Source organism: Burkholderia sp. AU17457 (assembly GCF_002223255.1).
Lineage (GTDB): Bacteria > Pseudomonadota > Gammaproteobacteria > Burkholderiales > Burkholderiaceae > Burkholderia > Burkholderia sola.
Window position 1 is genome coordinate 1,242,639 of record NZ_NKFB01000003.1, and the last position, 24,788, is coordinate 1,267,426.

The 24,788-nt window shown below is 66.5% G+C and carries 19 protein-coding genes; 18 read left to right on the top strand and 1 reads right to left on the bottom strand.

From position 1 onward, the window contains the following. Positions 1-29 precede the first annotated feature (29 nt). The 14 genes from cysT (at position 30) to CFB49_RS08500 (ending at position 19,348) form a co-directional block, all read left to right on the top strand. Positions 30-923, top strand: a complete 894-nt coding sequence (cysT, locus tag CFB49_RS08430; protein ID WP_089434983.1) for a sulfate ABC transporter permease subunit CysT — start codon at positions 30-32, stop codon at positions 921-923. Further along, a complete protein-coding gene (cysW, locus tag CFB49_RS08435; protein WP_069621443.1) occupies positions 920-1,864 on the top strand; it encodes a sulfate ABC transporter permease subunit CysW in 945 nt (314 codons plus the stop codon). The genes cysT and cysW overlap by 4 nt, the downstream gene beginning before the upstream one ends. 13 nt (positions 1,865-1,877) lie before the next feature. Next, positions 1,878-2,936, top strand: a complete 1,059-nt coding sequence (locus CFB49_RS08440; protein ID WP_069621444.1) for a sulfate/molybdate ABC transporter ATP-binding protein — start codon at positions 1,878-1,880, stop codon at positions 2,934-2,936. 75 nt (positions 2,937-3,011) lie between these two features. Further along, positions 3,012-3,938 carry a CysB family HTH-type transcriptional regulator gene (locus CFB49_RS08445; protein WP_034186954.1) on the top strand — a complete coding sequence of 309 codons (927 nt, stop codon included), beginning with the start codon at positions 3,012-3,014 and terminating at the stop codon, positions 3,936-3,938. Between the two features lie 537 nt (positions 3,939-4,475). After that, positions 4,476-5,426, top strand: a complete 951-nt coding sequence (locus CFB49_RS08450) for a sugar ABC transporter substrate-binding protein (protein WP_089491124.1) — start codon at positions 4,476-4,478, stop codon at positions 5,424-5,426. Positions 5,427-5,571: 145 nt separating this feature from the next. Further along, positions 5,572-7,185 (top strand): sugar ABC transporter ATP-binding protein, encoded by a 1,614-nt coding sequence (locus CFB49_RS08455; RefSeq protein WP_089491125.1) that lies wholly within the window; start codon positions 5,572-5,574, stop codon positions 7,183-7,185. Beyond that, positions 7,182-8,201, top strand: coding sequence for an ABC transporter permease (locus CFB49_RS08460; RefSeq protein ID WP_006476069.1), 1,020 nt, complete (start codon positions 7,182-7,184; stop codon positions 8,199-8,201). Before CFB49_RS08455 ends, CFB49_RS08460 begins: the two co-directional genes overlap by 4 nt. Before the next feature lie 35 nt (positions 8,202-8,236). Continuing rightward, positions 8,237-9,268 (top strand): LacI family DNA-binding transcriptional regulator, encoded by a 1,032-nt coding sequence (locus CFB49_RS08465; RefSeq protein ID WP_069621447.1) that lies wholly within the window; start codon positions 8,237-8,239, stop codon positions 9,266-9,268. Continuing rightward, positions 9,265-10,194, top strand: a complete 930-nt coding sequence (gene rbsK, locus CFB49_RS08470) for a ribokinase (RefSeq protein ID WP_089491126.1) — start codon at positions 9,265-9,267, stop codon at positions 10,192-10,194. Before CFB49_RS08465 ends, rbsK begins: the two co-directional genes overlap by 4 nt. 294 nt (positions 10,195-10,488) lie before the next feature. Beyond that, the gene (locus tag CFB49_RS08475) at positions 10,489-12,264 is read left to right on the top strand and encodes a methyl-accepting chemotaxis protein (protein WP_089491443.1); all 1,776 of its coding nucleotides are present in this window, start codon (positions 10,489-10,491) and stop codon (positions 12,262-12,264) included. A 550-nt stretch (positions 12,265-12,814) separates the two neighbouring features. After that, positions 12,815-14,737, top strand: a complete 1,923-nt coding sequence (locus tag CFB49_RS08485; protein WP_069621450.1) for a PrkA family serine protein kinase — start codon at positions 12,815-12,817, stop codon at positions 14,735-14,737. 125 nt (positions 14,738-14,862) lie between these two features. Then, positions 14,863-16,131 (top strand): YeaH/YhbH family protein, encoded by a 1,269-nt coding sequence (locus CFB49_RS08490; RefSeq protein ID WP_006476064.1) that lies wholly within the window; start codon positions 14,863-14,865, stop codon positions 16,129-16,131. Next, a complete protein-coding gene (locus tag CFB49_RS08495; RefSeq protein WP_069621451.1) occupies positions 16,128-17,807 on the top strand; it encodes a SpoVR family protein in 1,680 nt (559 codons plus the stop codon). Before CFB49_RS08490 ends, CFB49_RS08495 begins: the two co-directional genes overlap by 4 nt. 236 nt (positions 17,808-18,043) lie before the next feature. After that, the gene (locus CFB49_RS08500; protein ID WP_089434985.1) at positions 18,044-19,348 is read left to right on the top strand and encodes an MFS family transporter; all 1,305 of its coding nucleotides are present in this window, start codon (positions 18,044-18,046) and stop codon (positions 19,346-19,348) included. 77 nt (positions 19,349-19,425) lie between these two features. Here CFB49_RS08500 and CFB49_RS08505 read toward each other — a convergent pair whose 3' ends face one another. Then, entirely contained in the window at positions 19,426-20,337 is a 912-nt protein-coding gene (locus CFB49_RS08505) for a LysR family transcriptional regulator (RefSeq protein ID WP_069621452.1), read from the bottom strand. A gap of 102 nt (positions 20,338-20,439) precedes the next feature. Between CFB49_RS08505 and CFB49_RS08510 the strand changes: the two genes are divergently transcribed. From CFB49_RS08510 to CFB49_RS08525, 4 genes are read left to right on the top strand one after another with little or no spacing between them, the layout of a single operon-like run. Further along, positions 20,440-21,477 (top strand): agmatine deiminase family protein, encoded by a 1,038-nt coding sequence (locus tag CFB49_RS08510; RefSeq protein ID WP_069621453.1) that lies wholly within the window; start codon positions 20,440-20,442, stop codon positions 21,475-21,477. 51 nt (positions 21,478-21,528) lie between these two features. Then, a complete protein-coding gene (gene aguB / locus CFB49_RS08515; protein ID WP_062910660.1) occupies positions 21,529-22,443 on the top strand; it encodes an N-carbamoylputrescine amidase in 915 nt (304 codons plus the stop codon). A 10-nt stretch (positions 22,444-22,453) separates the two neighbouring features. Then, positions 22,454-23,566, top strand: coding sequence for a polyamine ABC transporter substrate-binding protein (locus tag CFB49_RS08520; protein ID WP_084044517.1), 1,113 nt, complete (start codon positions 22,454-22,456; stop codon positions 23,564-23,566). 50 nt (positions 23,567-23,616) lie between these two features. Next, entirely contained in the window at positions 23,617-24,729 is a 1,113-nt protein-coding gene (locus CFB49_RS08525; RefSeq protein ID WP_069621454.1) for an agmatine deiminase family protein, read from the top strand. Positions 24,730-24,788: the final 59 nt, after the last annotated feature.

A 24,788-nucleotide genomic window follows, 5' to 3' on the forward strand; every position in this document is an offset into this window, starting at 1 on the left:
GAGCAGCATCGACCCAGCAAGAGCATCCGATGACGACGTACACCTTTCGCAAGCCGAGCGCGCTACCCGGCTTCGGCGTGACACTCGGCATCACGGTGGCCTATTTGAGCCTCGTGGTGCTGATTCCGCTCGCCGCTACATTCCTGAAGACCGCGACGCTGTCGTGGGACCAGTTCGTCACCGCCGTCACGTCGCCGCGCGTGCTCGCGTCGTACCGGCTGACGTTCTCGGCCGCGCTCGGCGGCGCGCTGATCAACGCCGTGTTCGGCTTCCTCGTCGCATGGGTGCTGGTGCGCTACTCGTTTCCGTTCAAGCGCCTCGTCGACGCGGTCGTCGACCTGCCGTTCGCGCTGCCGACGTCGGTGGCCGGCATCTCGCTCGCGGCCGTCTACGCGACCAACGGCTGGGTCGGCCAGTATCTGGCGCCGCTCGGCATCAAGATCGCGTTCACGCCGGCCGGCGTGCTGGTCGCGCTGACCTTCATCGGGCTGCCGTTCGTCGTGCGCACCGTGCAGCCGGTGCTCGAGGATTTCGAGCGCGAGCAGGAAGAAGCCGCCGCGTGCCTCGGTGCGTCGCGCTGGCTGACGTTCCGCCGCGTCGTGCTGCCGTCGGTGCTGCCGGCGCTGCTCACCGGCTTCGCGCTCGCGTTCGCGCGCGCGCTGGGCGAATACGGATCGGTGATCTTCATCGCCGGCAACGTGCCGATGAAATCCGAGATCACGTCGCTGCTGATCATCACGAAGCTCGAGCAGTACGACTACGCGGGCGCGACGGCGCTGGCGGTCGTGATGCTGGTCGTGTCGTTCCTGATGCTGCTGCTGATCAACACGCTGCAGTGGTATCTGCAGCGCAGGACGAGCAAGGGCGCGAGCGGCCCGGCGCCCGCCACCGTCACCGCCGTCGCGGCAGGAGGCCAGCAATGAGCCAGGAGGCCACCGTCGTGTTGAAAACCCCGTCGCCGGCCGCGCGCGCCTCGAAGCGGCTCGACCCCGTCAGCGAGTCGCGCGTCGTGCGCTGGCTGCTCACCGGCATCGCGCTGGCGTTCCTCGCGTTCTTCCTCGTCGTGCCGCTCGCCGCGGTGTTCGTCGAGGCGTTGCGCAAGGGCATCGGCTTCTATCTCGAATCGTTGGCCGATCCCGATGCGTGGTCGGCGATCAAGCTGACGCTGACCGTCGCCGTGATCGCGGTGCCGCTGAACCTCGTGTTCGGCGTGTGCGCGTCGTGGGCGATCGCGAAGTTCGAATTCCGCGGCAAGGCATTGCTGACGACGCTGATCGATCTGCCGTTCTCGGTGTCGCCGGTGATCTCGGGCCTCGTCTACGTGCTGCTGTTCGGCGCGCAGGGCTGGTTCGGGCCGTGGCTGCAGGATCACGACGTGCAGATCATCTTCGCGGTGCCGGGTATCGTGCTCGCGACGATCTTCGTCACGTTCCCGTTCGTCGCGCGCGAGCTGATTCCGCTGATGCAGGCGCAAGGCACCGACGAGGAAGAAGCCGCGCGCGTGCTCGGCGCGTCGGGCTGGCAGATCTTCCGCCGCGTGACGCTGCCGAACGTGAGATGGGGCCTGCTGTACGGCGTGATCCTGTGCAATGCGCGCGCGATGGGCGAGTTCGGCGCGGTGTCGGTCGTGTCCGGCCACATCCGCGGCGTGACGGACACGATGCCGCTGCACGTGGAGATCCTTTACAACGAATACAACTTCGCGGCGGCGTTCGCGGTGGCGTCGGTGCTGGCGCTGCTCGCGCTCGTCACGCTCGCGCTGAAGCTGATCGCCGAGCGTCATCTCGCGGCCGAACTGGCCGACGCGCACGACGCCGTTCCCGCACACGCCGGCCCTGTCGGCGCCGTTTCGTCGAAATCGTAAAGAGGCAACCAGAATGGGTATCACCGTCCGTAACCTTCAGAAGCGCTTCGGCGATTTCACGGCGCTCGACAACGTATCGCTCGACTTCCCGCCCGGCGAACTGGTCGCGCTGCTCGGGCCGTCCGGCTGCGGCAAGACCACGCTGCTGCGCGTGATCGCGGGCCTCGAGCACGCGGACGCCGGCCAGGTCGTGCTGCAGGGGCTCGACGTCGCGTCGGTCGGCGCGCGCGAGCGCCAGGTCGGCTTCGTGTTCCAGCACTACGCGCTGTTCCGCCACATGACGGTGTTCGAGAACGTCGCGTTCGGGCTGCGCGTGAAGCCGCGCCGCGAGCGGCCGTCGGAAGCCGCGATTCGCGAGAAGGTGCACGAACTGCTCAAGCTCGTGCAGCTCGACTGGCTCGCGCAGCGCTATCCGTCCGAGCTGTCGGGCGGTCAGCGCCAGCGCATCGCGCTCGCCCGCGCGCTCGCGGTCGAGCCGAAGGTGCTGCTGCTCGACGAACCGTTCGGCGCGCTCGACGCGAAGGTCCGCAAGGAGCTGCGCGGCTGGCTGCGTCGCCTGCACGACGACCTGCACATCTCGACGATCTTCGTCACGCATGATCAGGAAGAGGCGCTCGAAGTGGCCGATCGCATCGTCGTGCTGAATCGCGGTCACGTCGAGCAGGTCGGCAGCCCGCAGGACGTCTACGATCATCCGCAAAGCGCGTTCGTGTACGAGTTTCTCGGCGCGGCGAACCGGCTGCCGGGCACGGTCGCCGGCCGCGGCTTCGTCGCCGAGGGCGCGGCTGCGCCGATCGAGGTCGACGCCGATTTCGCGGGCCCCGCGAACGCGTACGTGCGGCCGCACGATCTGCAGCTGTGGCCGGTGGGCGAAGGGCACCGCGACGGTATCGCGGTGGACGTGCGGCGCGTGATTCCGCTCGGCGGTTCGGTGCGCGTGGAGCTCGAGGCGCGTGCGGGCGGCGCGCTCGAGGCGGAACTCGACCGCGACGCATGGCGCGCGCTTTCGCTGCAGGTCGGCGACGGCGCGACCGCCGTGCCGCGCGCCGTGCGGGTATTTCCCGCGCGTTGACGAGACAACGCGGGGCAGAGGGCGGGATTCGCTCCGATTCGACAATCAAACAACGACAGCCTAAGAGGCATACCCATGAATTTTCAGCAATTGCGGTTCGTGCGCGAAGCGGTGCGCCAGAACATGAACCTGACGGAAGTCGCGAACGTGCTGTACACGTCGCAGTCGGGCGTGTCGAAACAGATCAAGGATCTGGAAGATGAGCTGGGCGTCGACATCTTCATTCGGCGCGGCAAGCGGCTGACGGGGCTCACCGAGCCCGGCAAGGCGGTGCATCAGCTGATCGAGCGGATGCTGCTCGACGCCGAGAACCTGCGCCGCGTCGCGCGCCAGTTCGCCGATCAGGACAGCGGCCACCTCGTCGTCGCGACGACGCACACGCAGGCGCGCTACGCGTTGCCGAAGGTGATCCGGCAGTTCACCGAGGTGTTCCCGAAGGTGCATCTCGCGCTGCGCCAGGGCAGCCCGCAGCAGATCGCGCAGATGATCCTGAACGGCGAGGCCGATCTCGGCATCTCGACCGAGGCGCTCGACCGCTATCCGGACATCGTCACGTTCCCGTGCTATTCGTGGCACCACACGGTCGTCGTGCCGAAGGGCCACCCGCTCGTCGGCCGCGAGAACCTGACGCTCGAGGAAATCGCCGAATACCCGATCATCACGTACGACCAGGACTTCACGGGCCGCTCGCACATTGATCAGGCGTTCACGCAGGCGGGCGCCGTGCCCGACGTCGTGCTGACCGCGATCGACGCGGACGTGATCAAGACCTACGTCGAGCTCGGGATGGGGATCGGCGTGGTCGCGGCGATGGCCTACGACCCGCAGCGCGACACGGGGCTCGTCGCGCTCGACACACAGCACCTGTTCGAGGCGAGCACGACGCGGGTCGGGCTGCGCAAGGGCGCATTCCTGCGTGCATACGCGTACCGGCTGATCGAAATGTTCGCGCCGCACCTGAACGAGGCGGAAATCGCGGGGCTGTTGCGCGAAGCCGTTTGATTCGCGCGTGTCGCGCGCCGTCCGGGCAGATGCCGCGGGCGGCGCGCGGCATGCATTACGCGCACCTTGCCGTACGCCGCACCGGGCGGCGGCGGATTGTCGCCGTCATCCCGGTCGGGTGCGTCGCGTCAGCCGGCGATCGACCTGCCTTCCGGTGCCGACAGAAAAACGAGAACATCCGGCAACGCCGAACCTGCACAGCGCTTCGGCGAACTGCCGTCGGCATCGCGAGTGTCGTATTTGCGCGTCGTGAAGCGCGCTCGCGCGCTCCGAATAAACCCTTAAATATTGGTTAGACAGGTTGCGCGCCGAAGCGAATCGGTACAGCATAGCCTTCACTCCGCCGGCGTCCCGCCGGCGGTGGCGCGTCAACGCCAGCACGCGCCAGGCAGTCGGCCGTCTGCCTCGCTTCCATTCCGTGGTACCGACAGCAGCATCGATGGCCATTGCCCGGGTAGTGTGGCGCAAACGTTTGCTCACATTAAAACAACAACCAAACAACAATCCGGCCTTCGGGCCAGTCGCCAGGAGATGTGTATGAATGTCCGCTTTCGCCGTCGCTTACTGACCGCCGCGCTCGCCGCCGTCGCGGTGGCCGCCGCACCGGCTGTCCACGCGCAGTCCGCGGCCAAGCCGAAGGTCGCGCTCGTGATGAAGTCGCTCGCCAACGAGTTCTTCCTGACCATGGAAACGGGCGCGAAGGAATACCAGAAGCACAACGCGAACCAGTTCGACCTGATCACCAACGGCATCAAGGACGAGACCGACACCGCGAACCAGATCCGCATCGTCGAGCAGATGATCGTGTCGAAGGTCGACGCGATCGTGCTCGCGCCGGCCGATTCGAAGGCGCTCGTGCCGGTCGTGAAGAAGGCCGTCGACGCCGGCATCGTCGTCGTGAACATCGACAACCGGCTCGATCCCGACGTGCTGAAGTCGAAGAACCTGAACGTGCCGTTCGTCGGCCCGGACAACCGCAAGGGCGCGCGCAAGATCGGCGACTACCTCGCGAAGCGGCTGAAGGCGGGCGACCAGGTCGGCATCGTCGAAGGCGTGTCGACGACGACCAACGCGCAGCAGCGCACGGCCGGCTTCCAGGACGCGATGAAGGCGGGCGGGATGAAGGTCGTGTCGGTGCAGTCGGGCGAATGGGAGATCGACAAGGGCAATGCGGTGGCTGCCGCGATGCTCAACGAGTACCCGAACCTGAAGGCGCTGCTGTGCGGCAACGACAACATGGCGATCGGCGCCGTGTCGGCCGTGCGCGCGGCCGGCAAGCAGGGCAAGGTGCTCGTGGTCGGCTACGACAACATCAACGCGATCAAGCCGATGCTGAAGGACGGCCGCGTGCTCGCGACCGCCGACCAGTACGCGGCGAAGCAGGCCGTGTTCGGCATCGACACGGCGCTCAAGGCGATCGCCGAGCATCGCAAGCAGGCCGACATGTCCGGCGTGGTCGAGACGCCGGTGGATCTCGTGACGAAGTAACGCCGCACCGGTCCGGCCGCCGCGCTCAAGAATCCGGCGCGGCGGCCGTTATCCGGTGTGAGCGCGATCACGGCCACTGCATGCACATGCACTTGTGAGCGTCATACCCGCGCGCCTCGTGCGCGCGGCCGCAACCAGGATCGCGATGGAACCGACCTTCCAACCCTCCCGTTCAGCCCACCCCGTGCTGTCCGTCTCCGGCATCGGCAAGACCTATGCCGAACCCGTGCTCGCCGACGTCACGCTGACGCTCGACGCGGGCCAGGCGCTCGCGCTGACCGGCGAGAACGGCGCCGGCAAGAGCACGCTGTCGAAGATCATCGGCGGGCTCGTCGACCCGACCACCGGCACGATGCAGCTCGGCGGCGAGGCCTATGCGCCGGCGAGCCGCACGCAGGCCGAGGCGCTCGGCGTGCGCATGGTGATGCAGGAGCTGAACCTGCTGCCCACGCTGAGCGTCGCCGAAAACCTGTTCCTGAACCGCCTGCCGCGGCGTTTCGGCATCATCGATCGCGCGCGGCTGCGCGACGACGCGCGCGCGGCGATGGCGCAGGTCGGGCTCGACGCGGTCGACCCCGATACGCCGGTCGGCGCGCTCGGCATCGGCCACCAGCAGATGGTCGAGATCGCGCGCAACCTGATCGGCGACTGCCGCGTGCTGATTCTCGACGAACCGACCGCGATGCTGACCGCGCGCGAAGTCGAGCTGCTGTTCGAGCAGATCGATCGGCTGAAGGCGCGCGGCGTCGCGATCGTCTACATCTCGCACCGGCTCGAAGAGCTCGCGCGCGTCGCCGAGCGCGTCGCGGTGCTGCGCGACGGCCGGCTCGTGCATGCGGGCGACATGGCGGCGACGACGTCCGACGGGCTTGTCACGCTGATGGTCGGACGCGAGGTCGGCGAGCACATCGATCTCGGCGAGCGCCGCTTCGGCGCGCCGCGGCTCGCCGTATCGGGCCTCACGCGCGGGACGGCGGTGCGCGACGTGTCGCTCGAGGTGCGCGCGGGCGAGATCTTCGGCATCTCGGGGCTGATCGGCGCGGGGCGCACCGAGCTGCTGCGGCTGATCTACGGCGCCGATACGCCGGATGCCGGGACGATCGCCGTCGGCCAGCCGCTGAAGCCGGCGCGGATCGCATCGCCGGTCGATGCGGTGAAGCTGGGCATCGCGCTGATCACCGAGGATCGCAAGGGCGAAGGGCTGCTGCTGTCGCAGTCGATCACCGCGAACGTGTCGCTCGGCCAGCTCGACCGGCTCGCGCGCGGCGGCATCGTCGATGCGTCACGCGAAACGGCGCTCGCCGAGCAGCAGATCGATGCGCTGCGGATTCGCACGCACGGGGCGGCGCAGCCGGTCGGCGAGCTGTCGGGCGGCAACCAGCAGAAGGTCGTGATCGGCCGCTGGCTCGCGCGCGACATGGGTGTGCTGCTGTTCGACGAGCCGACCCGCGGGATCGACGTCGGCGCCAAATTCGAGATCTACACTTTGATGGGCGCGCTCGCGCGCGAAGGCCGCGCGCTGGTGGTCGTATCGAGCGACCTGCGCGAGCTGATGCTGATCTGCGACCGGATCGGCGTGATGTCGGCCGGGCGCATGACCGCCGTGTTCGAGCGCGGCAACTGGACCCAGGACGCGCTGCTGGCCGCGGCCTTCGCCGGCTTCGGCCGCGAGACGCCGGCGGCCGCCATGCAGCATCCGGACACGGAGCGCGCGCGCGACGCCGCTCCGGGCACTTCGACGACAGGACGACAGCAATGACCCAGCCTCCCGTATCCCCGACCGACGCAGGCGCGCAGCAGGACGTGACGGGCCGCCGCGCGCGCACGCTGTCCGGCACGCGGCTCGGCCTGTCGAACTATCTCGGGCTCGCCGGCGCGCTGGCTGCAATGATCGCGCTGTTCTCGGTGCTGAGTTCGCATTTCCTGACCTACGACACGTTCAGCACGATCGCGAACCAGATTCCCGATCTCGTCGTGATGTCGGTCGGGATGACCTTCGTGCTGATCATCGCCGGGATCGACCTGTCGGTCGGCTCGGTACTCGCGCTCGCCGCGTCGATGGTCAGCGTCGCCGCGCTGAAATGGCAGTGGGGGCCGCTGCCGGCCGCGCTGATCGGGATCGCGGTCGCGACCGCGACGGGCGCGCTGACCGGCGCGGTCACGGTCGGCTGGCGGATTCCGTCGTTCATCGTGTCGCTCGGCGTGCTGGAGGCCGCGCGCGGCCTCGCGTACCAGCTGACGAATTCGCGCACCGCATATATCGGCGACGCGTTCGATTTCCTGTCGAACCCGATCGCGCTCGGCATCTCGCCGGCGTTCCTGATCGCGGTCGCGGTGATGATCGCGGCCCAGTTCGTGCTGACGCGCACGGTGTTCGGGCGCTATCTGGTGGGCATCGGCACGAACGAGGAAGCGGTGCGACTTGCAGGGGTTAACCCGCGGCCGTATAAAATCCTCGTATTCGCACTGATGGGCGCGCTCGCGGGGCTCGCGTCGCTGTTCCAGATTTCGCGGCTCGAGGCGGCCGATCCGAACGCGGGCGCGGGCCTCGAACTGCAGGTCATCGCCGCCGTCGTGATCGGCGGCACGAGCCTGATGGGCGGGCGCGGCTCGGTGATCAGCACGTTCTTCGGCGTGTTGATCATCTCCGTGCTGGCCGCGGGGCTGGCGCAGATCGGCGCGAACGAGCCGACGAAACGGATCATCACGGGTGCGGTGATCGTGGTGGCGGTCGTGCTCGATACGTATCGCAGCCGGCGTACGCGTGTGCGGTAAAAAGACAGACAGAACAGACCAGAGAGAAACGGGAAATGGCGACGATCAAGGATGTGGCGGCCATGGCGGGCGTGTCGTTTACGACCGTCTCGCACGTGGTGAACAATTCGCGGCCGGTGTCCGCCGACGTGCGTGCGAAGGTCGAGGGCGCGATCCGCGAGCTGAATTACGTGCCATCGGCCGTGGCGCGCTCGCTGAAGGCGCGTGCGACGGCGACCATCGGCCTCGTCGTGCCGAACAGCACGAATCCGTACTTCGCCGAGCTGGCGCGCGGCATCGAGGATCAGTGCGCGGCCAACGGCTATTGCGTGTTCTTCTGCAATTCGGACGACGATCCCGTGAAACAGCGCAACTACCTGCGCGTGCTGCAGGAAAAGCGCATCGACGGGCTGATCGTCGCGTCGGCGGGCGAGGACGCGGTGCTCGCGCAGACGCTCGCGGATATCCATGCGCCGCTCGTCGTCGTCGACCGCAACATCGAAGGGCTCGCGGCCGATCTCGTGCAGATCGACCACGAGCGCGGCGCGTATCTCGCGACGCGCCACCTGCTCGAACTCGGGCACGCGAAGATCGGCTGCATCACCGGGCCGACCGACACCGCGGTCAGCGCGATGCGCGTGCACGGCTTCATCCGCGCGATGGCCGAGCGCGGCGTCGACATCGTGCCGGGCGCGATCGCCGAAAGCGATTTCTCGTGCCTCGGCGGCTATCACGCGGCGTCGCGGCTGTTCGAATCGGTGCGGCCGAGCGCGATCTTCGCGGGCAACGACCTGATGGGCGTCGGCGCGCTGCGCGCGGCGGCCGAGCGCGGGCTGCGCGTGCCCGACGATTGTTCGATCATCGGCTTCGACGACATCGAATTTTCCCGCTACACGTATCCGGCGCTGTCGACGGTCGGCCAGTCGGTGCGCGCGCTCGGCGAAATGGCCGCGCAGACGCTGATCGAACGGATCGGCGGCGGCTCGACCGCCGTGCCGAGCCGCCGCCGCGTCGTGTCGCCGCGCCTCGTGCTGCGCGAATCGACGGCGGTCTACCGCGAGCCGGCCGCGCCGGGTGCGCGCACATGACGGCGAGCGCGACGGGCGCCGGCCGCGTGACGGTGGTCGGCAGCCTCAACATGGATCTCGTCGTGCGCGCGCCGCGGCTGCCGCTGCCGGGCGAAACGCTCGCCGGGCACACGTTCGCGCAGGCGGCGGGCGGCAAGGGCGGCAACCAGGCCGTCGCCGCCGCCCGGCTCGGCGCGCGGGTCGCGATGATCGGCTGCGTCGGCGCGGATGCGCATGGCGCGGCGCTGCGCGCGGGCCTCGAGGCCGAGGGAATCGACTGCACGGGGCTTGCGACGAGCGCATCGGCGTCGACCGGCGTCGCGCTGATCGTCGTCGACGATGCGAGCCAGAACGCGATCGTGATCGTCGCGGGCGGCAACGGCGAGGTCACGACCGACACGATCGCGCGGCACGAGGCCGCGCTGGCCGCCGCCGACGTGCTGATCTGCCAGCTCGAGACGCCGCCGGACGCGGTGTTCGCGGCGCTGTCGGCCGGGCGCCGGCTCGGCCGCACGGTGGTGCTCAATCCGGCCCCGGCCGTCGCGCCGCTGCCGGACGGCTGGCTGCCGCTCGTCGATTACCTGATTCCGAACGAGGTCGAGGCGGCCGCGCTGACCGGGCGGCCGGTGCGCGACCCCGCGGACGCCGAAGCCGCCGCACGGGCGCTCCAGGCCGGCGGCGCGCGCAACGTGCTGGTCACGCTCGGCGCGCGCGGCGTGCTCGCGCTGACGGCCGACGGCACCGCGCGGCACTATCCGGCGCCGGTCGTGCAGGCCGTCGACACGACCGCGGCCGGCGATACCTTCATCGGCGGTTTTTCCGCACGGCTCGCGGCCGGCGCGGACGTCGATACCGCCATCCGCTTCGCGCAACGCGCGGCGGCGCTGTCGGTCACGCGAGCGGGCGCGCAGCCGTCTATCCCCACGCGCGCCGAACTGGCCGACTAGGGCCGGAGTTCAGGTTTCCGGTTTTCGGCGCCTCCGCGCGCCCGGCCCGTCGCACGAGACGGCCGAGTGCGCGGCCGGCGCTGCATTGGCGTGCCCACCGGCGTTTGCCCGTTCTCGCTTCCGACCCGAATTGCGTCGATTATTCAGTCTTATTCAATAAACAGACGAATAATGCGAAATAAACACGGCAAAACCATCAAGTTATGCGCCGCGCGGTCGTAAATGCACCCAGTGAAGCAATGCTTCGAGCCAACGGGCCGGGCCCGTTCATGACGACGCAACACAGGGTGGATGATGGTGTTCAGGAACCTGACGATTCGTGCGCGCATCGGTTTGACGATGGCGTTTCTGGCGGTACTGCTGGGTGTCACCGGCGTGCTCGGTCTGCACGGGATGACGCGTTCGAACGATTCGACGCGCGAGATTTTCACGAACCAGATGCCGAGCGCGGTCGATGTGGCGATGGCGGAAATGTTCGCCGCGCGCGAGCGCCTCGCGCTCGACCGTGCGGCGCTGCTGGCCGGCACGCCCGACTCGGCGGCTGCCATCGAGCGCAGCCGTGCGATGCGCACGCAATCGGACGCGTGGTGGCAGAAATACCTTGCGCTGCCGCGCGACGCCGACGAGGACCGGCTCGCCCAGGACGTCGCCGCCCGGCGCAAGGTGCTGCAAAGCAGTTGCGACGCGTTCGCGAGTGCGGTCGCGGCCGGTGATCACGACCGGATCGGCGACGGCGCGAAGCAGCTTCAGGCGCGCTATACCGAGCTGGCCACGGCCGGCGAAGCGCTGCGCAGCGCCCAGTTCACCAATGCACAGGCGCGCTTCGATCAGGCGGAATCGGTGTTCGAGACGATGCGCGCGCTGTCGGTCGTCGTGCTGCTGGCTGGCATCGGCGCGGCGGTGCTGTCGTGGCTGACGCTGAGCCGCGCGATCGGCCGTCCGATCGCCGACGCGCTGTCGCATTTCGACGCAATCGCCGCGGGCGACCTGCGCCGGCCGATCGTCGTGAACCGGCGCGACGAGATGGGCCAGATGCTGGAAGGCCTCGCGAGGATGCAGCGCGGGCTCGTCGACACGGTGCGCACCGTGCGCGGCGGCAGCGAGTCGATCGCGACCGCGGCCCGCCAGATCGCGGCCGGCAACATCGACCTGTCGTCGCGTACCGAGGAACAGGCCGCCGCGCTGCAGGAAACCGCGTCGAGCATGGAGCAACTGACCGGCACCGTGAAACAGAATGCGGACAATGCGCGTCAGGCAAGCTCGCTGGCCGCGAATGCGTCCGAGATTGCAAACAAGGGCAATACGGTGGTCGGCCAGGTGGTCGGCACGATGGGCGAAATCAACGACAGCTCGGCGAAAATCGCGGACATCATCGCGATCATCGAGGGAATCGCGTTCCAGACCAACATTCTTGCGCTGAATGCGGCCGTCGAAGCCGCGCGGGCGGGCGAGGAGGGCCGCGGCTTCGCGGTCGTCGCCGGCGAAGTGCGCAGCCTCGCGCAGCGTTCGTCGAGCGCGGCGAAGGAAATCAAGGCGCTGATCGACGCGTCGGTGGAGCGTATCCGGACCGGCTCGACGCTGGTCGACGAAGCAGGGCGCACGATGAGCGACGTGATCAGCGCGGTCCAGCGCGTGACGGACATCATGGGCGAGATCGCTGCGGCGTCCGAGGAACAGAGCGGCGGGATCGACCAGGTGGCGCGCGCGGTCACGCAGATGGACGAGGTCACGCAGCAGAATGCCGCACTCGTCGAGGAAGCCGCGGCTGCCGCGCAGTCGCTCGAGGAACAGGCGGCCCGCCTGCGCGAAACGGCGGCGGTATTCCAGCTCGACGACGGAGCGGCACGCGCGGGCGCCGCCGTCGCGGTGGCGGCGCGTCATGCGCCGCGCGCGCCTTCCGCCCCGGCGGCCCCCGCACCGGCTGCCGCACGCGTCGAACGCGACGCCGCGCCGAAACGCGCGGCCGCTGCAACGACGGCGCCGGCGCGCAAGCCTGCCGCCGTATCGGCTGTGCCCGCGCCGGCGCCGGCCGCCGCGACCGCCGGCGGCGACGACTGGGAGACGTTCTGATCCGCGCGCGCCGCGTATCTATCCCCATTTGGTGACGAACGACGCCCGCGATTGCGGGCGTCGTCGTTTCCGCGACAGGTCGAATGTGACAGCGCGGACGATCGATCGTGCAACGGCACGTGCGTCGCGCGTCATGCACCGATGAATCCTCCGGAATCCGATGCGTGCGCGTCATGTTCCCGCGTTCGTCGTACGGGTATGTCCGTAAGGGGCTGCGAAAAAAATTTGTAACGGTGCGCGCGGCGTGTCATCGCACGCGGTCGCTCGAACGTATAGGGATGAAGGGGAGAGGCGGCGACGTCGGAGGTGTCCAACGCACGAGACGTTTCGATGCTCGACGAGACGCGGCGGATGCAGTTTCTGCGGCTCGGGAGGTCGATTGTAAAACGACGAAATGCGTTGTCCAAGCGGTGTTGTCGAGAATGACGAACTTCATACGAAGAGTTCGTGAAAAAAAATAAGAAAGGGTTTAGGATGAATTCGAACGCGCTTGCTTCTGCGCAGTCATACGAAGGCAGGCACGTCTTCAGACTCAGGCGAGGGAGGTAGCATGGATATTTACAGCAGCTTCGCGAACCGCTTCGAAAAAACGCGAGAGGAAGAGCTCTCGCTGGAGGAGTATCTCGCGCTCTGCAAGAACGATCCATCCGCGTACGCGACGGCTGGTGAACGCATGCTGGAAGCAATCGGGGAACCTGAACAGATCGATACCCGCAACGACCCGCGCCTGTCGCGGATCTTCGCGAACAAGGTCATCAAGGTGTATCCGGCATTCCGTGAGTTCTACGGAATGGAGGAGGTGATCGAGCAGGTGGTCGCATACTTCCGCCACGCTGCGCAAGGTCTTGAAGAGAAGAAGCAGATTCTCTATCTGCTGGGCCCGGTGGGCGGCGGCAAGTCGTCGATCGCCGAGCGCCTGAAGCAACTGATGGAGCGCGTGCCGTTCTATGCGCTGAAGGGCTCGCCCGTCAACGAATCGCCGCTCGGGCTGTTCGACTACGACGAGGATGGTCCGATCCTCGAGGAACAGTACGGCATTCCGCGCCGCTACCTGAAAAGCATCCTGAGTCCGTGGGCCGTCAAGCGCCTGCACGAATACAACGGCGACATCCGCCAGTTCCGCGTGGTGCGCCGCTTTCCGTCGATCCTGCGGCAGGTCGGCATCGCGAAGACCGAGCCGGGCGACGAGAACAACCAGGACATCTCGTCGCTGGTCGGCAAGGTCGATATCCGCAAGCTCGAACAGTACGCGCAGGACGATGCCGACGCGTACAGCTACTCGGGCGGCCTGTGCCTCGCGAACCAGGGCCTGCTCGAATTCGTCGAAATGTTCAAGGCGCCGATCAAGGTGCTGCACCCGCTGCTGACCGCCACGCAGGAAGGCAACTTCAAGGGCACCGAAGGTTTCGGCGCGATTCCGTTCGACGGCGTGATTCTTGCGCACTCCAACGAGTCGGAGTGGAAGGCTTTCCGCAACAACCGCAACAACGAGGCGCTGCTCGACCGGATCTTCGTCGTGAAGGTGCCGTACTGCCTGCGCGTGTCGGAAGAGATCAAGATCTACGAGAAGCTGATCCGCAACTCGTCGCTGGCCGAGGCCGTGTGCGCGCCGGGCACGCTGAAGATGATGTCGCAGTTCTCGGTGCTGTCGCGCCTGCACGAGCCGGAGAATTCGAGCCTCTTCTCGAAGATGCAGGTGTACGACGGCGAAAACCTCAAGGACACCGATCCGAAGGCGAAGTCGTACCAGGAGTATCGCGACTACGCGGGCGTGGACGAAGGGATGACCGGCGTGTCGACCCGGTTCGCGTTCAAGATCCTGTCGCGCGTGTTCAACTTCGATACGAGCGAGGTCGCGGCGAACCCCGTGCATCTGATGTACGTGCTCGAACAGCAGATCGAACGCGAGCAGTTCCCGCCGGAAACCGAGCAGAAGTATCTGTCCTTCGTGAAGGACGTGCTCGCGTCGCGCTACGCGGAATTCATCGGCAAGGAGATCCAGACGGCGTATCTCGAGTCGTATTCGGAATACGGCCAGAACATTTTCGATCGCTACGTCACGTATGCGGACTTCTGGATCCAGGATCAGGAATTCCGCGATCACGACACGGGCGAGAGCTTCGACCGCGCCGCGCTGAACGCGGAACTGGAGAAGATCGAGAAGCCGGCCGGGATCAGCAACCCGAAGGATTTCCGCAACGAGATCGTGAACTTCGTGTTGCGTGCACGGGCGGCGAACGCCGGCAAGAACCCCGTGTGGACGAGCTACGAGAAGTTGCGCGTCGTGATCGAGAAGAAGATGTTCTCGAACACCGAGGAACTGTTGCCGGTCATTTCATTCAACGCCAAGGGTTCGGCGGAGGAGCAGCGCAAGCATGAGGACTTTGTGAACCGGATGGTCGCGAAGGGCTATACGCCGAAGCAGGTGAGGCTGCTTTGCGACTGGTACCTGCGCGTGCGCAAGTCGTCATGACGCGCGCGGTATCGCGCCCGTCCGGCGAGTCCGTACGGGCGCTTTCAGAGGCGCCGCCCGCATGACGGCAGACGGCATGCGCGGCGAGTGCCCCGGCAGATCGATTTTCGAGCGGGAGACCGGGAGTGCTTCATCAAATCATCGACCGCAGGCTGGCCGGCAAGAACAAGAGCATCGCCAATCGCGAACGCTTTCTGCGTCGCGTCAAGAACTACATTCGTCGTGCCGTGTCCGACGCGGTGCGCGACCGTAGCATCAAGGATATCCAGAGCACGCAGAGCATCACGATCCCCCGCAAGGACATCGCGGAGCCGAATTTCCGGCACGCGCCGGGCGGGCGTCGCGAATACGTGCATCCCGGCAACGAGGACTACGTGCGCGGCGACAAGATTCCGCGTCCGCAGGGCGGCTCGGGCGGTGGCGGCAGTCAGGCGAGCAACGAGGGCGAAGGGCAGGACGACTTCGTGTTCGAACTGTCGCGCGACGAGTTCATGCAGTACTTCTTCGATGATCTCGAACTGCCGCGCCTCGTGAAGACGCACCTGCTGACGGTGCCGAGCTGGAAGAACGTGCGCGCGGGCTGGTCGGCGGAAGGCACGCCGAACAACATCGACGTCGTGCGTTCGCTGCGCAGCGCGCTCGGCCGGCGCATCGCGCTCGGCTCGCCGCTCGTCAACGAGCTGCGCGAGCTCGAGGCGCAGCTGGAAGCGCTGAAGAGCGACCCCGAAGACCGCCGCGCGGAAATCGCGACGCTCGAGGCCGAGATCCATCACCTGAAAGGGCGCATCTGGCGGATTCCGTTCATCGATCCGTTCGACCTGCGCTACATCAACCGTGTGAAGCAGCCGCAACCGTCGAGCCAGGCCGTGATGTTCTGCCTGATGGACGTGTCGGGGTCGATGGACGAGCAGCGCAAGGATCTCGCGAAGCGCTTCTTCATCCTGCTTTACCTGTTCCTCAAGCGCAACTACGAGCGCATCGAAGTCGTGTTCATCCGTCACCACACGCGCGCCGAGGAAGTCGACGAGGACACCTTCTTCCATTCGACCGAAAGCGGCGGCACGGTGGTGTCGAGCGCGCTCGAGCTGATGCGCAAGGTGATGGACGAGCGCTACTCGCCGACCGAGTGGAACATCTACGGCGCGCAGGCGTCCGACGGCGACAACTGGACTGACGATTCGCCCAAGTGTCGCAAAATCCTGGAAGAGGATATCCTCACCAAGACGCGTTACTTCGCGTATATCCAGGTCGCGCCGGAAGAGCAGAATCTGTGGCTGGAATACGCGCAACTGGCCCTGTCGCAACCGCATCTCGCGATGAAAAAAGTGGAATCGGCTGCGGACATTTACCCGGTGTTTCGCGAATTGTTCGAAAAGCAGGTGGAAATGTCATGACGACCCGCCATCTGCACAACGAGTCGCGCGGCTACGAGCCGCGCCCTTCCGGCGACGACACGGCCGGCCCTGCCGCACCGCAGCAACGCGTGCAGGCCGAACCGCCGCCGCCGGCCGCCGACTTGCCCGGCTCCGGGCAAAAGGAAGCGCGTATGAACGTTGCCGAACGCAAGCCGTTGCCGTGCCCGTCCGACTGGACGTTCGAATTGCTCGAGGAATACGACACGCACATCTCGCAGGTCGCCGAACAGTACGAGCTCGACATCTACCCGATCCAGCTCGAACTGATCAGCGCCGAGCAGATGATGGATGCGTACGCGTCGGTCGGGATGCCCGTCAACTACCGTCACTGGTCGTTCGGCAAGCACTTCCTCGCGACCGAGAAGAGCTACCGTCGCGGCCAGATGGGCCTGGCCTACGAAATCGTCATCAATTCGAATCCGTGCATCGCGTATCTGATGGAAGAGAACACGATGACGATGCAGGCGCTCGTCATCGCGCACGCGGCGTACGGGCACAATTCGTTCTTCAAGGGCAACTACCTGTTCCGGCTGTGGACCGACGCGCACGCGATCATCGACTATCTCGTGTACGCGAAGAACTATGTCGCCGAATGCGAGGAGCGCTACGGCCTCGATCGCGTCGAGGAACTGCTCGACTCGTGCCATGCGCTGATGAACTACGGCGTCGACCGCTACAAGCGGCCGCAAAAGCCGTCGCTGTCGAAGGAGGCGGCGCTGCGGCGCGAGCGCGAGGCGTACCTGCAGTCGCAGGTCAACGAGCTGTGGCGCACGCTGCCGGGCAAGAAGCCCGAGCTGACGGAGGAGCAGGACGACCGCTATCCGTCCGAGCCGCAGGAGAACCTGCTGTATTTCGCGGAGAAGAATGCGCCGCTGCTCGAACCGTGGGAGCGGGAAGTGATCCGCATCGTCCGCAAGATCGGCCAGTATTTCTATCCGCAGCGGCAGACGCAGGTGATGAACGAAGGCTGGGCGACGTTCTGGCACTACACGCTGCTCAATACGCTGTACAACCAGGGGAAGCTGGAAGACGGCTTCATGATGGAGTTCCTGCATTCGCACAGCAACGTGGTCTACCAGCCGCCCGTCACGAAGCCGTACTACAGCGGGATCAACCCGTATGCGCTCGGTTTCTCGATGATGAGCGACATCCGACGGATCTGCGAAGCGCCGACGGAGGAAGACTACAAGTGGTTTCCCGAGATCGCGGGCACGCCGTGGCTGCCGGCGATGCACTACGCGATGCGCAACTTCAAGGACGAGAGCTTCATCGCGCAGTACCTGTCGCCGAACCTGATCCGCGAGATGCGGCTCTTCTCGGTGCTCGACGACGACATGCGCGATTCGCTCGAGGTATCGGCGATCCACGACGATTCCGGCTACCAGTACGTGCGGCAGGCGTTGTCGCGGCAGTACGACATCCATCACCGCGAGCCGAACATCCAGGTGTGGGCCGTCAACACGCGCGGCGACCGTAGCCTCACGCTGCGCCACTTCATGACCGACAACCGCCACCTGTCGAACGATAGCGACGAAGTGCTCAAGCACATGGCGCGGCTCTGGCAGTTCGACGTGTACCTGGAAAGCGTCGACGAGGCCGGCACCGTGCGCAAGCGCTACGAGTGCCGCTACGTGCCGCCGGAAGTGCGCGTGTGATCGTCGCCGCAGTCGGAAATGTTTGCATCGAACGCCAGCCTTCGGGCTGGCGTTTTCATATGACGAACGCGTGCTAGGAGAAAAATTTTCTACATCCGGACGAACCCGGAGCGCTTGTTACTTTACATTTCGCTAAAATCTCGTAGCGCCGTGCGCCGGAACCGGTGCCACGAGCGACCGCACGCGGCGGCCCCGGCCGTCTCGCCCAGAAAGCACTAAAAGGAACAGACCAACCCATGGACGTCCAGACCGACCAAGCTGCGCTGTCCGCGCATGACACCCGGCGGCGCGTGTTCGCCATCGTCGGCGCCTCATCGGGCAACCTCGTCGAGTGGTTCGACTTCTACATCTACTCGTTCTGCGCGCTGTACTTCGCGCCGGCGTTCTTCCCGAGCGGCAACACGACGACGCAGCTCCTGAACACGGCCGGCGTGTTCGCGGCCGGCTTCCTGATGCGTCCGATCGGCGGCTGGCTGTTCGGCCGCATCGCCGACCGTCACGGCCGTCGCGCGGCGATGATGATCTCGGTGCTGATGATGTGCGGCGGATCGCTCGTGATCGCCGTGCTGCCGACCTATGCGCAGATCGGCGCGCTCGCGCCGGCGCTGCTGCTGGTCGCGCGCTTGTTCCAGGGGCTGTCGGTGGGTGGCGAGTACGGGACGAGCGCGACCTACATGAGTGAAGTCGCGCTGAAGGGGCGTCGCGGCTTCTTCGCGTCGTTCCAGTACGTGACGCTGATCGGCGGCCAGCTGTGCGCGCTGCTGGTGCTCGTGATCCTGCAGCAGACGCTGTCGGCCGGCGAACTGAAAGCATGGGGCTGGCGCATTCCGTTCGTGGTCGGCGCGGCGGCCGCGCTGATTTCGCTGTACCTGCGCAAGTCGCTCGACGAGACGTCGACGAGCGCATCGCGCGACAAGAAGGACGCCGGCACGATCCGCGGCGTATGGCAGCACAAGGGCGCGTTCTTCACGGTAGTCGGCTTCACGGCCGGCGGCTCGCTGATCTTCTACACGTTCACGACGTACATGCAGAAGTACCTCGTGAACACGGCCGGCATGCACGCGAAGACGGCCAGCAACGTGATGACCGTCGCGCTGCTCGTCTACATGCTGATGCAGCCGGTGTTCGGCGCGCTGTCGGACAAGATCGGCCGCCGCACGTCGATGATCCTGTTCGGTTCGTTCGCGGTGATCGGTACGGTGCCGCTGATGCATGCGCTGAAGGACGTGACGAGCCCGGTGGCCGCGTTCGTGCTGGTCACGGTCGCGCTGGCGATCGTCAGCTTCTACACGTCGATCAGCGGCCTCATCAAGGCCGAGATGTTCCCGCCGGAAGTGCGCGCGATGGGCGTCGGCCTGTCGTATGCGGTCGCGAACGCGATCTTCGGCGGTTCGGCCGAATACGTCGCGCTGTGGTTCAAGTCCATCGGCAGCGAGGAAACCTTCTACTGGTACGTGACCGCGCTGTGCGCGATCTCGCTGATCGTGTCGTGGCGGATGCGCGATCCGAGCAAGGAAGGGTATCTGCGTCACGAGCCGTGATCGGCCGCGCGTGGCGCGTACTCGCATCATGACGAACGTCCCGCCGGTTGGCGGGACGTTTTTTTTGCGGCGTGCGGTTACGCGGGCGCTGCCGGGTCGATTGCGCCCGATTCCCGGCCTTGCTCGACCAGCCAGTCGAACATCCGCTCGACGATCGGCGAGCGCGACGGACCTTCCATGCGCGACAGCCACCACGTGGTGCCGGGCAGGCGCGGGTAGTCGGCGAGAACGGTCAGCGCATGCTGGTCGAGGCCCGCCTGCGCGACGAGGCGCGGCAGGCATGCGATGCCGCGACCGCGCAGCACGGCGTCCAGCACGAGCCGCTGGTCGTCGTAGATTGCATGCATCCGGAATGCCGACAACTGCTCGCGAAACACCGTCGCCATGCGCTCATCGGTCAGGCTCGCCTCGAGGCAGATGAGCCCCGCGTGCCGCGCGTGTTCGCCGCGCGGCACGCGGGCGAGCTGCTCCGCCAGCGGCGTCGCGCACACCGTTACCCACTCGTCGCACATGAACGGGAGATCGAGCAGGCCCGGCTGCAGCAGCGGTCGCGTGCCGATCGTGAGGTCGACGTCGATCTCGTCGACGTAGCGCGCGGTTTCGTCGGTCGACAGCAGCGGGCAGAGGTCCGGCAGCGCCTGTTGCAACTGCTCGAGGCGCGGTTGCAGCCAACCGTGCAGCAACGGGGCCGGACACACCAGCACGACGAGCCCCGGGTTCAGGTAGGTCGCGATGCGATCGAGCCCGCCGCGCAACGTGTCCATCGCGCGCTGCACGCTGCGCTGCAGGACCTCGCCGGCGATCGTCAGCTCGACGCCGCGGCCGCGCCGGCGGAACAGCGGCTGCCCGAGTTGCGCCTCGAGTTGCTGGATCTGATGGCTGACCGCCGATTGCGACAGGTGCAGCTCGTCGGCCGCGCGCGAGAAATTGCCCAGCCGGGCCGCGGCTTCGAAGCCGGTCAGTAGTTTCAGGGACGGAACGCGTTGCATCAAGGTATGAAGTAGATTGATTGATTCGGCCAAGAAATATCAATATTCATCAAGTTTAACCTGACGCACAATCGGCCATCCAATCACAACGGAGTCGGATCGATGGGTCGCTTTGATGCTCGCCAGCGCGGTTACCGGATGCCCGCCGAATGGGAATCCATGCACGCCACGTGGCTCGGATGGCCGGTGCTCGACAATCGCGAGGACCTGTGGGGCGCGCATTACGCGCAGGTCTGCCGCGAGTTCGCGCTGGTCGCACGGACGATCGCGCGTTACCAGCGCTGCGTGGTGGCGGTGCATCACGGCCAGGCCGACGCGGCGCGCGAGCTGCTGGGCGCGAGCGTCGACGTGCTGCCGGTCGCGGCCGAGGACAACTGGCTGCGCGATTGCGGGCCGATCTTCCTGGTCAGCGAGCGACACGGGCTCGGTGCGGCCGTGTTCCGCTTCAATTGCTGGGGCGAGAAGTATCAGCCGTACGACGGTTGCCAGCAGGCCGGGCAGGACATCGCGCGCGCGGCCGGTGCGGAGATCTTCAATTCGCACATGGTGCTGGAGGGCGGCGCGTTCTACGTCGACGGACAGGGCACGCTGGTCACGACCGAGAGCTGCCTGCTGCATCCGAACCGCAACCCGCACCTGAGCCGCGCCGAGATCGAGGCGGAGCTGCGCCGCATGCTGGGCGTCGAGAAGATCGTGTGGCTGCCGGGCAACCCCGACGAAGTGGAGACGAACGGGCATGTGGACGGCATCGCGTCGTTCATCGCGCCGGGCCGGATGCTGTGCCAGACCGCCCTGCCGGAGCAGGGCGACTATTTCCGCGTGATGCGCGAAAACCGCCGCGCGCTGGAGCTCGCGACCGATGCGGCGGGGCGCCGTTTCGAGCTGCTCGACCTGCCGTCGCCGATCGTCAGCGAACGCTTCGGCTCCGAGCGCTACTGCGATTGCTACGCGAACTACATTCTGGTGAACGGCGCGGTGATCGCGACCGCGTTCGGCGTCGAGCAGGACGCGGCCGCGCGCGACGCATTCGGTCGCGCGTTTCCGGCGCGCCAGATCGAGATGCTGCCGATTCCGACGCTGTCGATCGGCGGCGGCAGCATCCACTGTTCGACGCAGCAGCAGCCTTCCGTCGCGCATTGAGCGGCGTTCGATCAGCGGTTTCCCGTCTCGTCTCACCGAGGAGCAAGCGCAATGCCGTCCAAACACATCACCGTCGCCGCCGTGCAGATGGCGTCGGGCAGCTGGAATCTCGAAGACAACATGGCGAGCGCGGAGCGTTTGATCCGCGCGGCCGCCGCCCAGGGTGCGAATCTCGTGCTGTGCCCGGAATTGTTCGCGATGCCGTACTTCTGTCTCGACCAGAACGTGCGTCATCTCGAACTCGCGCAGCCGTTCGAAGGCAACGCGCAGATCGCCCGCTTTGCGGCGCTGGCCGGCGAACTCGGCATCGTGCTGCCGATCGGCTTCTTCGAGCGCGCGGGCAATGCCGCGTACAACTCGATCGCGGTGGCGGATGCCGACGGGCGCGTGCTCGGCGTCTATCGCAAGACGCACATCCCGGACGGCCCCGGCTATACGGAGAAGTTCTATTTCACGCCGGGCGACACCGGCTTCAAGGTGTGGGACACGCGCTTTGGGCGAATCGGTATCGGCATCTGCTGGGACCAGTGGTATCCGGAGACGGCGCGCAGTCTCGCGTTGATGGGTGCCGAGATCCTGTGCTTTCCTACGATCATCGGCTCGGAGCCGTTCAGCAGTGCGTTCGATTCGGCCGGCCACTGGCAGCGCACGATGCAGGGTCATGCGGCGGCCAACATGGTGCCGGTGGTGGCGGCGAACCGGATCGGCCGCGAAGTCGGCTTCGGCAACGGCAATCCGCGGCAGCAGGGGCTGACCGGGGTGTTCTACGGGTCGAGCTTCATCGCGGATCACACCGGCGAGAAGCAGGCCGAGGCGAATCGTACCGATGAAGCCGTGCTCGTGCATGCGTTCGATCTCGATGCGATCCGCGCCGACCGGCAGTCGTGGGGTTTCTTCCGCGATCGTCGCCCGGAGATGTATCGCACGTTGCTGACCAGCGACGGCGTGTCGTCCTGTCATCAATAAGGAATCCGCGATGAAACGGAAAGGATGGCTGCGTTGCGCGGCGCCGGGACTTGCGTTGTGCGTGCTGGCCGGTACCGCCCGCGCCGGCGAAGAGAAGGTGCTGAACCTGTACAACTGGAGCAACTACTTCGCGCCGGATACGGTGTCCGCGTTCGAGAAGGAAACCGGCATCAAGGTGCGCTACGACGCATACGACAGCGACGAGACGCTGCAGTCGAAATTGCTGACCGGCAACAGCGGCTACGATCTCGTGTGGCCGACCAACGATTTCATGGCCAGGCAGATCCAGGCCGGCGTGTACCGCAAGCTCGACAAGGGCCGGCTGCCGAACCTGAAGTATCTCGATCCGTCGCTGCTCGAGCAGATGGCGCAATCCGATCCCGGCAACCAGTACGGCGTGCCGTACATGTGGGGCACCGTGGGCGTGGGCTACGATCGGGCGAAGGTGAGCGCGATCCTCGGCAAGGACATGCCGGCCGACAGCCTCGATCTGCTGTTCAATCCGGCGATCGCGGCGCGCATCGCAGCGAAATGCGGGCTGGGCCTGCAGGACGCCGCGAGTACGGTGCTGCCGCTGGCGCTGCGCTACATCGGCCGCGATCCGATGCATCCGTCCGCGCAGGATTACGCGGCCGCGCAGGCGATGCTGGTGAAGATCCGGCCGTTCATCCGCCAGTTCGTCGGCTCGTCCGACGCCAACGAGCTGATCGACGGCGAGCTGTGCGTGACGGTCGGCTTCTCCGGCGCGATCAACCTGGCCGCGCAGAAGGCGAAGGCGCGCGATCCGAAGCGCGATATCGCGTACGACATCCCGCGCATCGGCAGCCTGATGTGGTTCGATGCGATGGCGATTCCGGCTTCCGCGAAGCACCCGGACAACGCGCACGCGTTCATCGACTACATCCTGCGCCCGGACGTGATCGCGAAGATCTCGAATGCAACGCGCTACGCGAACGCGAACCAGGCCGCGCTCAAGCTGATGGCCCCGGCGCTGGTGCGCGATCCCGGCGTCTATCCGGACGCGGCGACCCGACGCACACTGTTCACGCCGATCGCCGAATCGCCGGCCGTGATGCGGCTCGAAGGCCGTACGTGGCTCGCCTTCAAGGCGGCGCGACCGTGACGACGCACCCCGAAACCATTGAAGTAACCGGCAAGCGAAAGAGGAATCCCATGACCACACGACGTCAACTGTTGAAACGCGGCCTGTCCGTCTCCGGCGCGGCACTGGCCGCCAGCGCGCTGGGCGGCTTGTTCGGCCGCGCCGCGCACGCACAGCAGGGCGCAACCTGGCACATGCCGGACGAAGGCGCGCCGCACACGGCGACGTGGATGGCGTTCGGCCCGAGCGAGGACATCTGGGGCGCGCGGCTGCTGCCGGTCGTGCGCGAGAACCTCGCGGCTGTCGCGAAGGCGATCGCCGCGCACGAACCGCTCAAGATGCTGGTGCGGGAGGAGGACTATGCGATCGCATCTCGGTTGTGCGGTTCGTCGGTCGAGCTGGTCCAGCATCCGGTCGATGATCTCTGGATGCGCGACACCGGGCCGGTGTTCGTGAAGCACGCGTCCGGCCAGCTTGGCGGCGTGAGCTTCAATTTCAACGGCTGGGGCAACAAGCAGGAACATGACCGGGATGCCGAAGTCGCGCCGTTCGTTGCCGAGCGCGCGGGCGCCCGGCTGGTCGACACACAGCTGGTGCTCGAAGGCGGCGGCATCGAGGTGGACGGCGAGGGCACGGCGATCATCACCCGCAGTTGCGTGCTCAACTCGAACCGCAATCCGGGCGTCGGCCAGGCGCAGTGCGAGGCCGAGCTGAGCCGCCTGCTCGGGTTGAAGAAGATCATCTGGCTGCCCGGCATCGCGGGCAAGGACATCACCGACGGGCATACCGATTTCTACGCGCGCTTCACGAGTCCGGGCGTCGTGGTGGCCGGGCTCGACACGGACCCGTCATCGTACGATCACGCGGTGACGCGGCAGCATCTGGAGATCCTGCGCAAAGCCACCGATGCGAAAGGGCGCCCGTTGAAGGTCGTCGTGCTGCCGGGGCCGAAGACGGTGCGGCATACGTACGAGAACGCGGAGTTCGCGGCTGGCTACATCAACTTCTACGTGTGCAATCGTGCGGTGATCGCGCCGCAGTTCGGCGACAGCCGCGCCGACCGCAATACGCGCGACACGCTCGTCGACCTGTTTCCCGGCCGAGAAGTCATTCAGCTGAACATCGACGGCATTGCCGCGGGCGGCGGCGGGATCCACTGCACCACGCAACAACAGCCTGCCTGAGCACGGCCACGGACTGGCCTGCGTGACCGGTCCGTCGGGCCGTGGTCGTTCTCATTCTC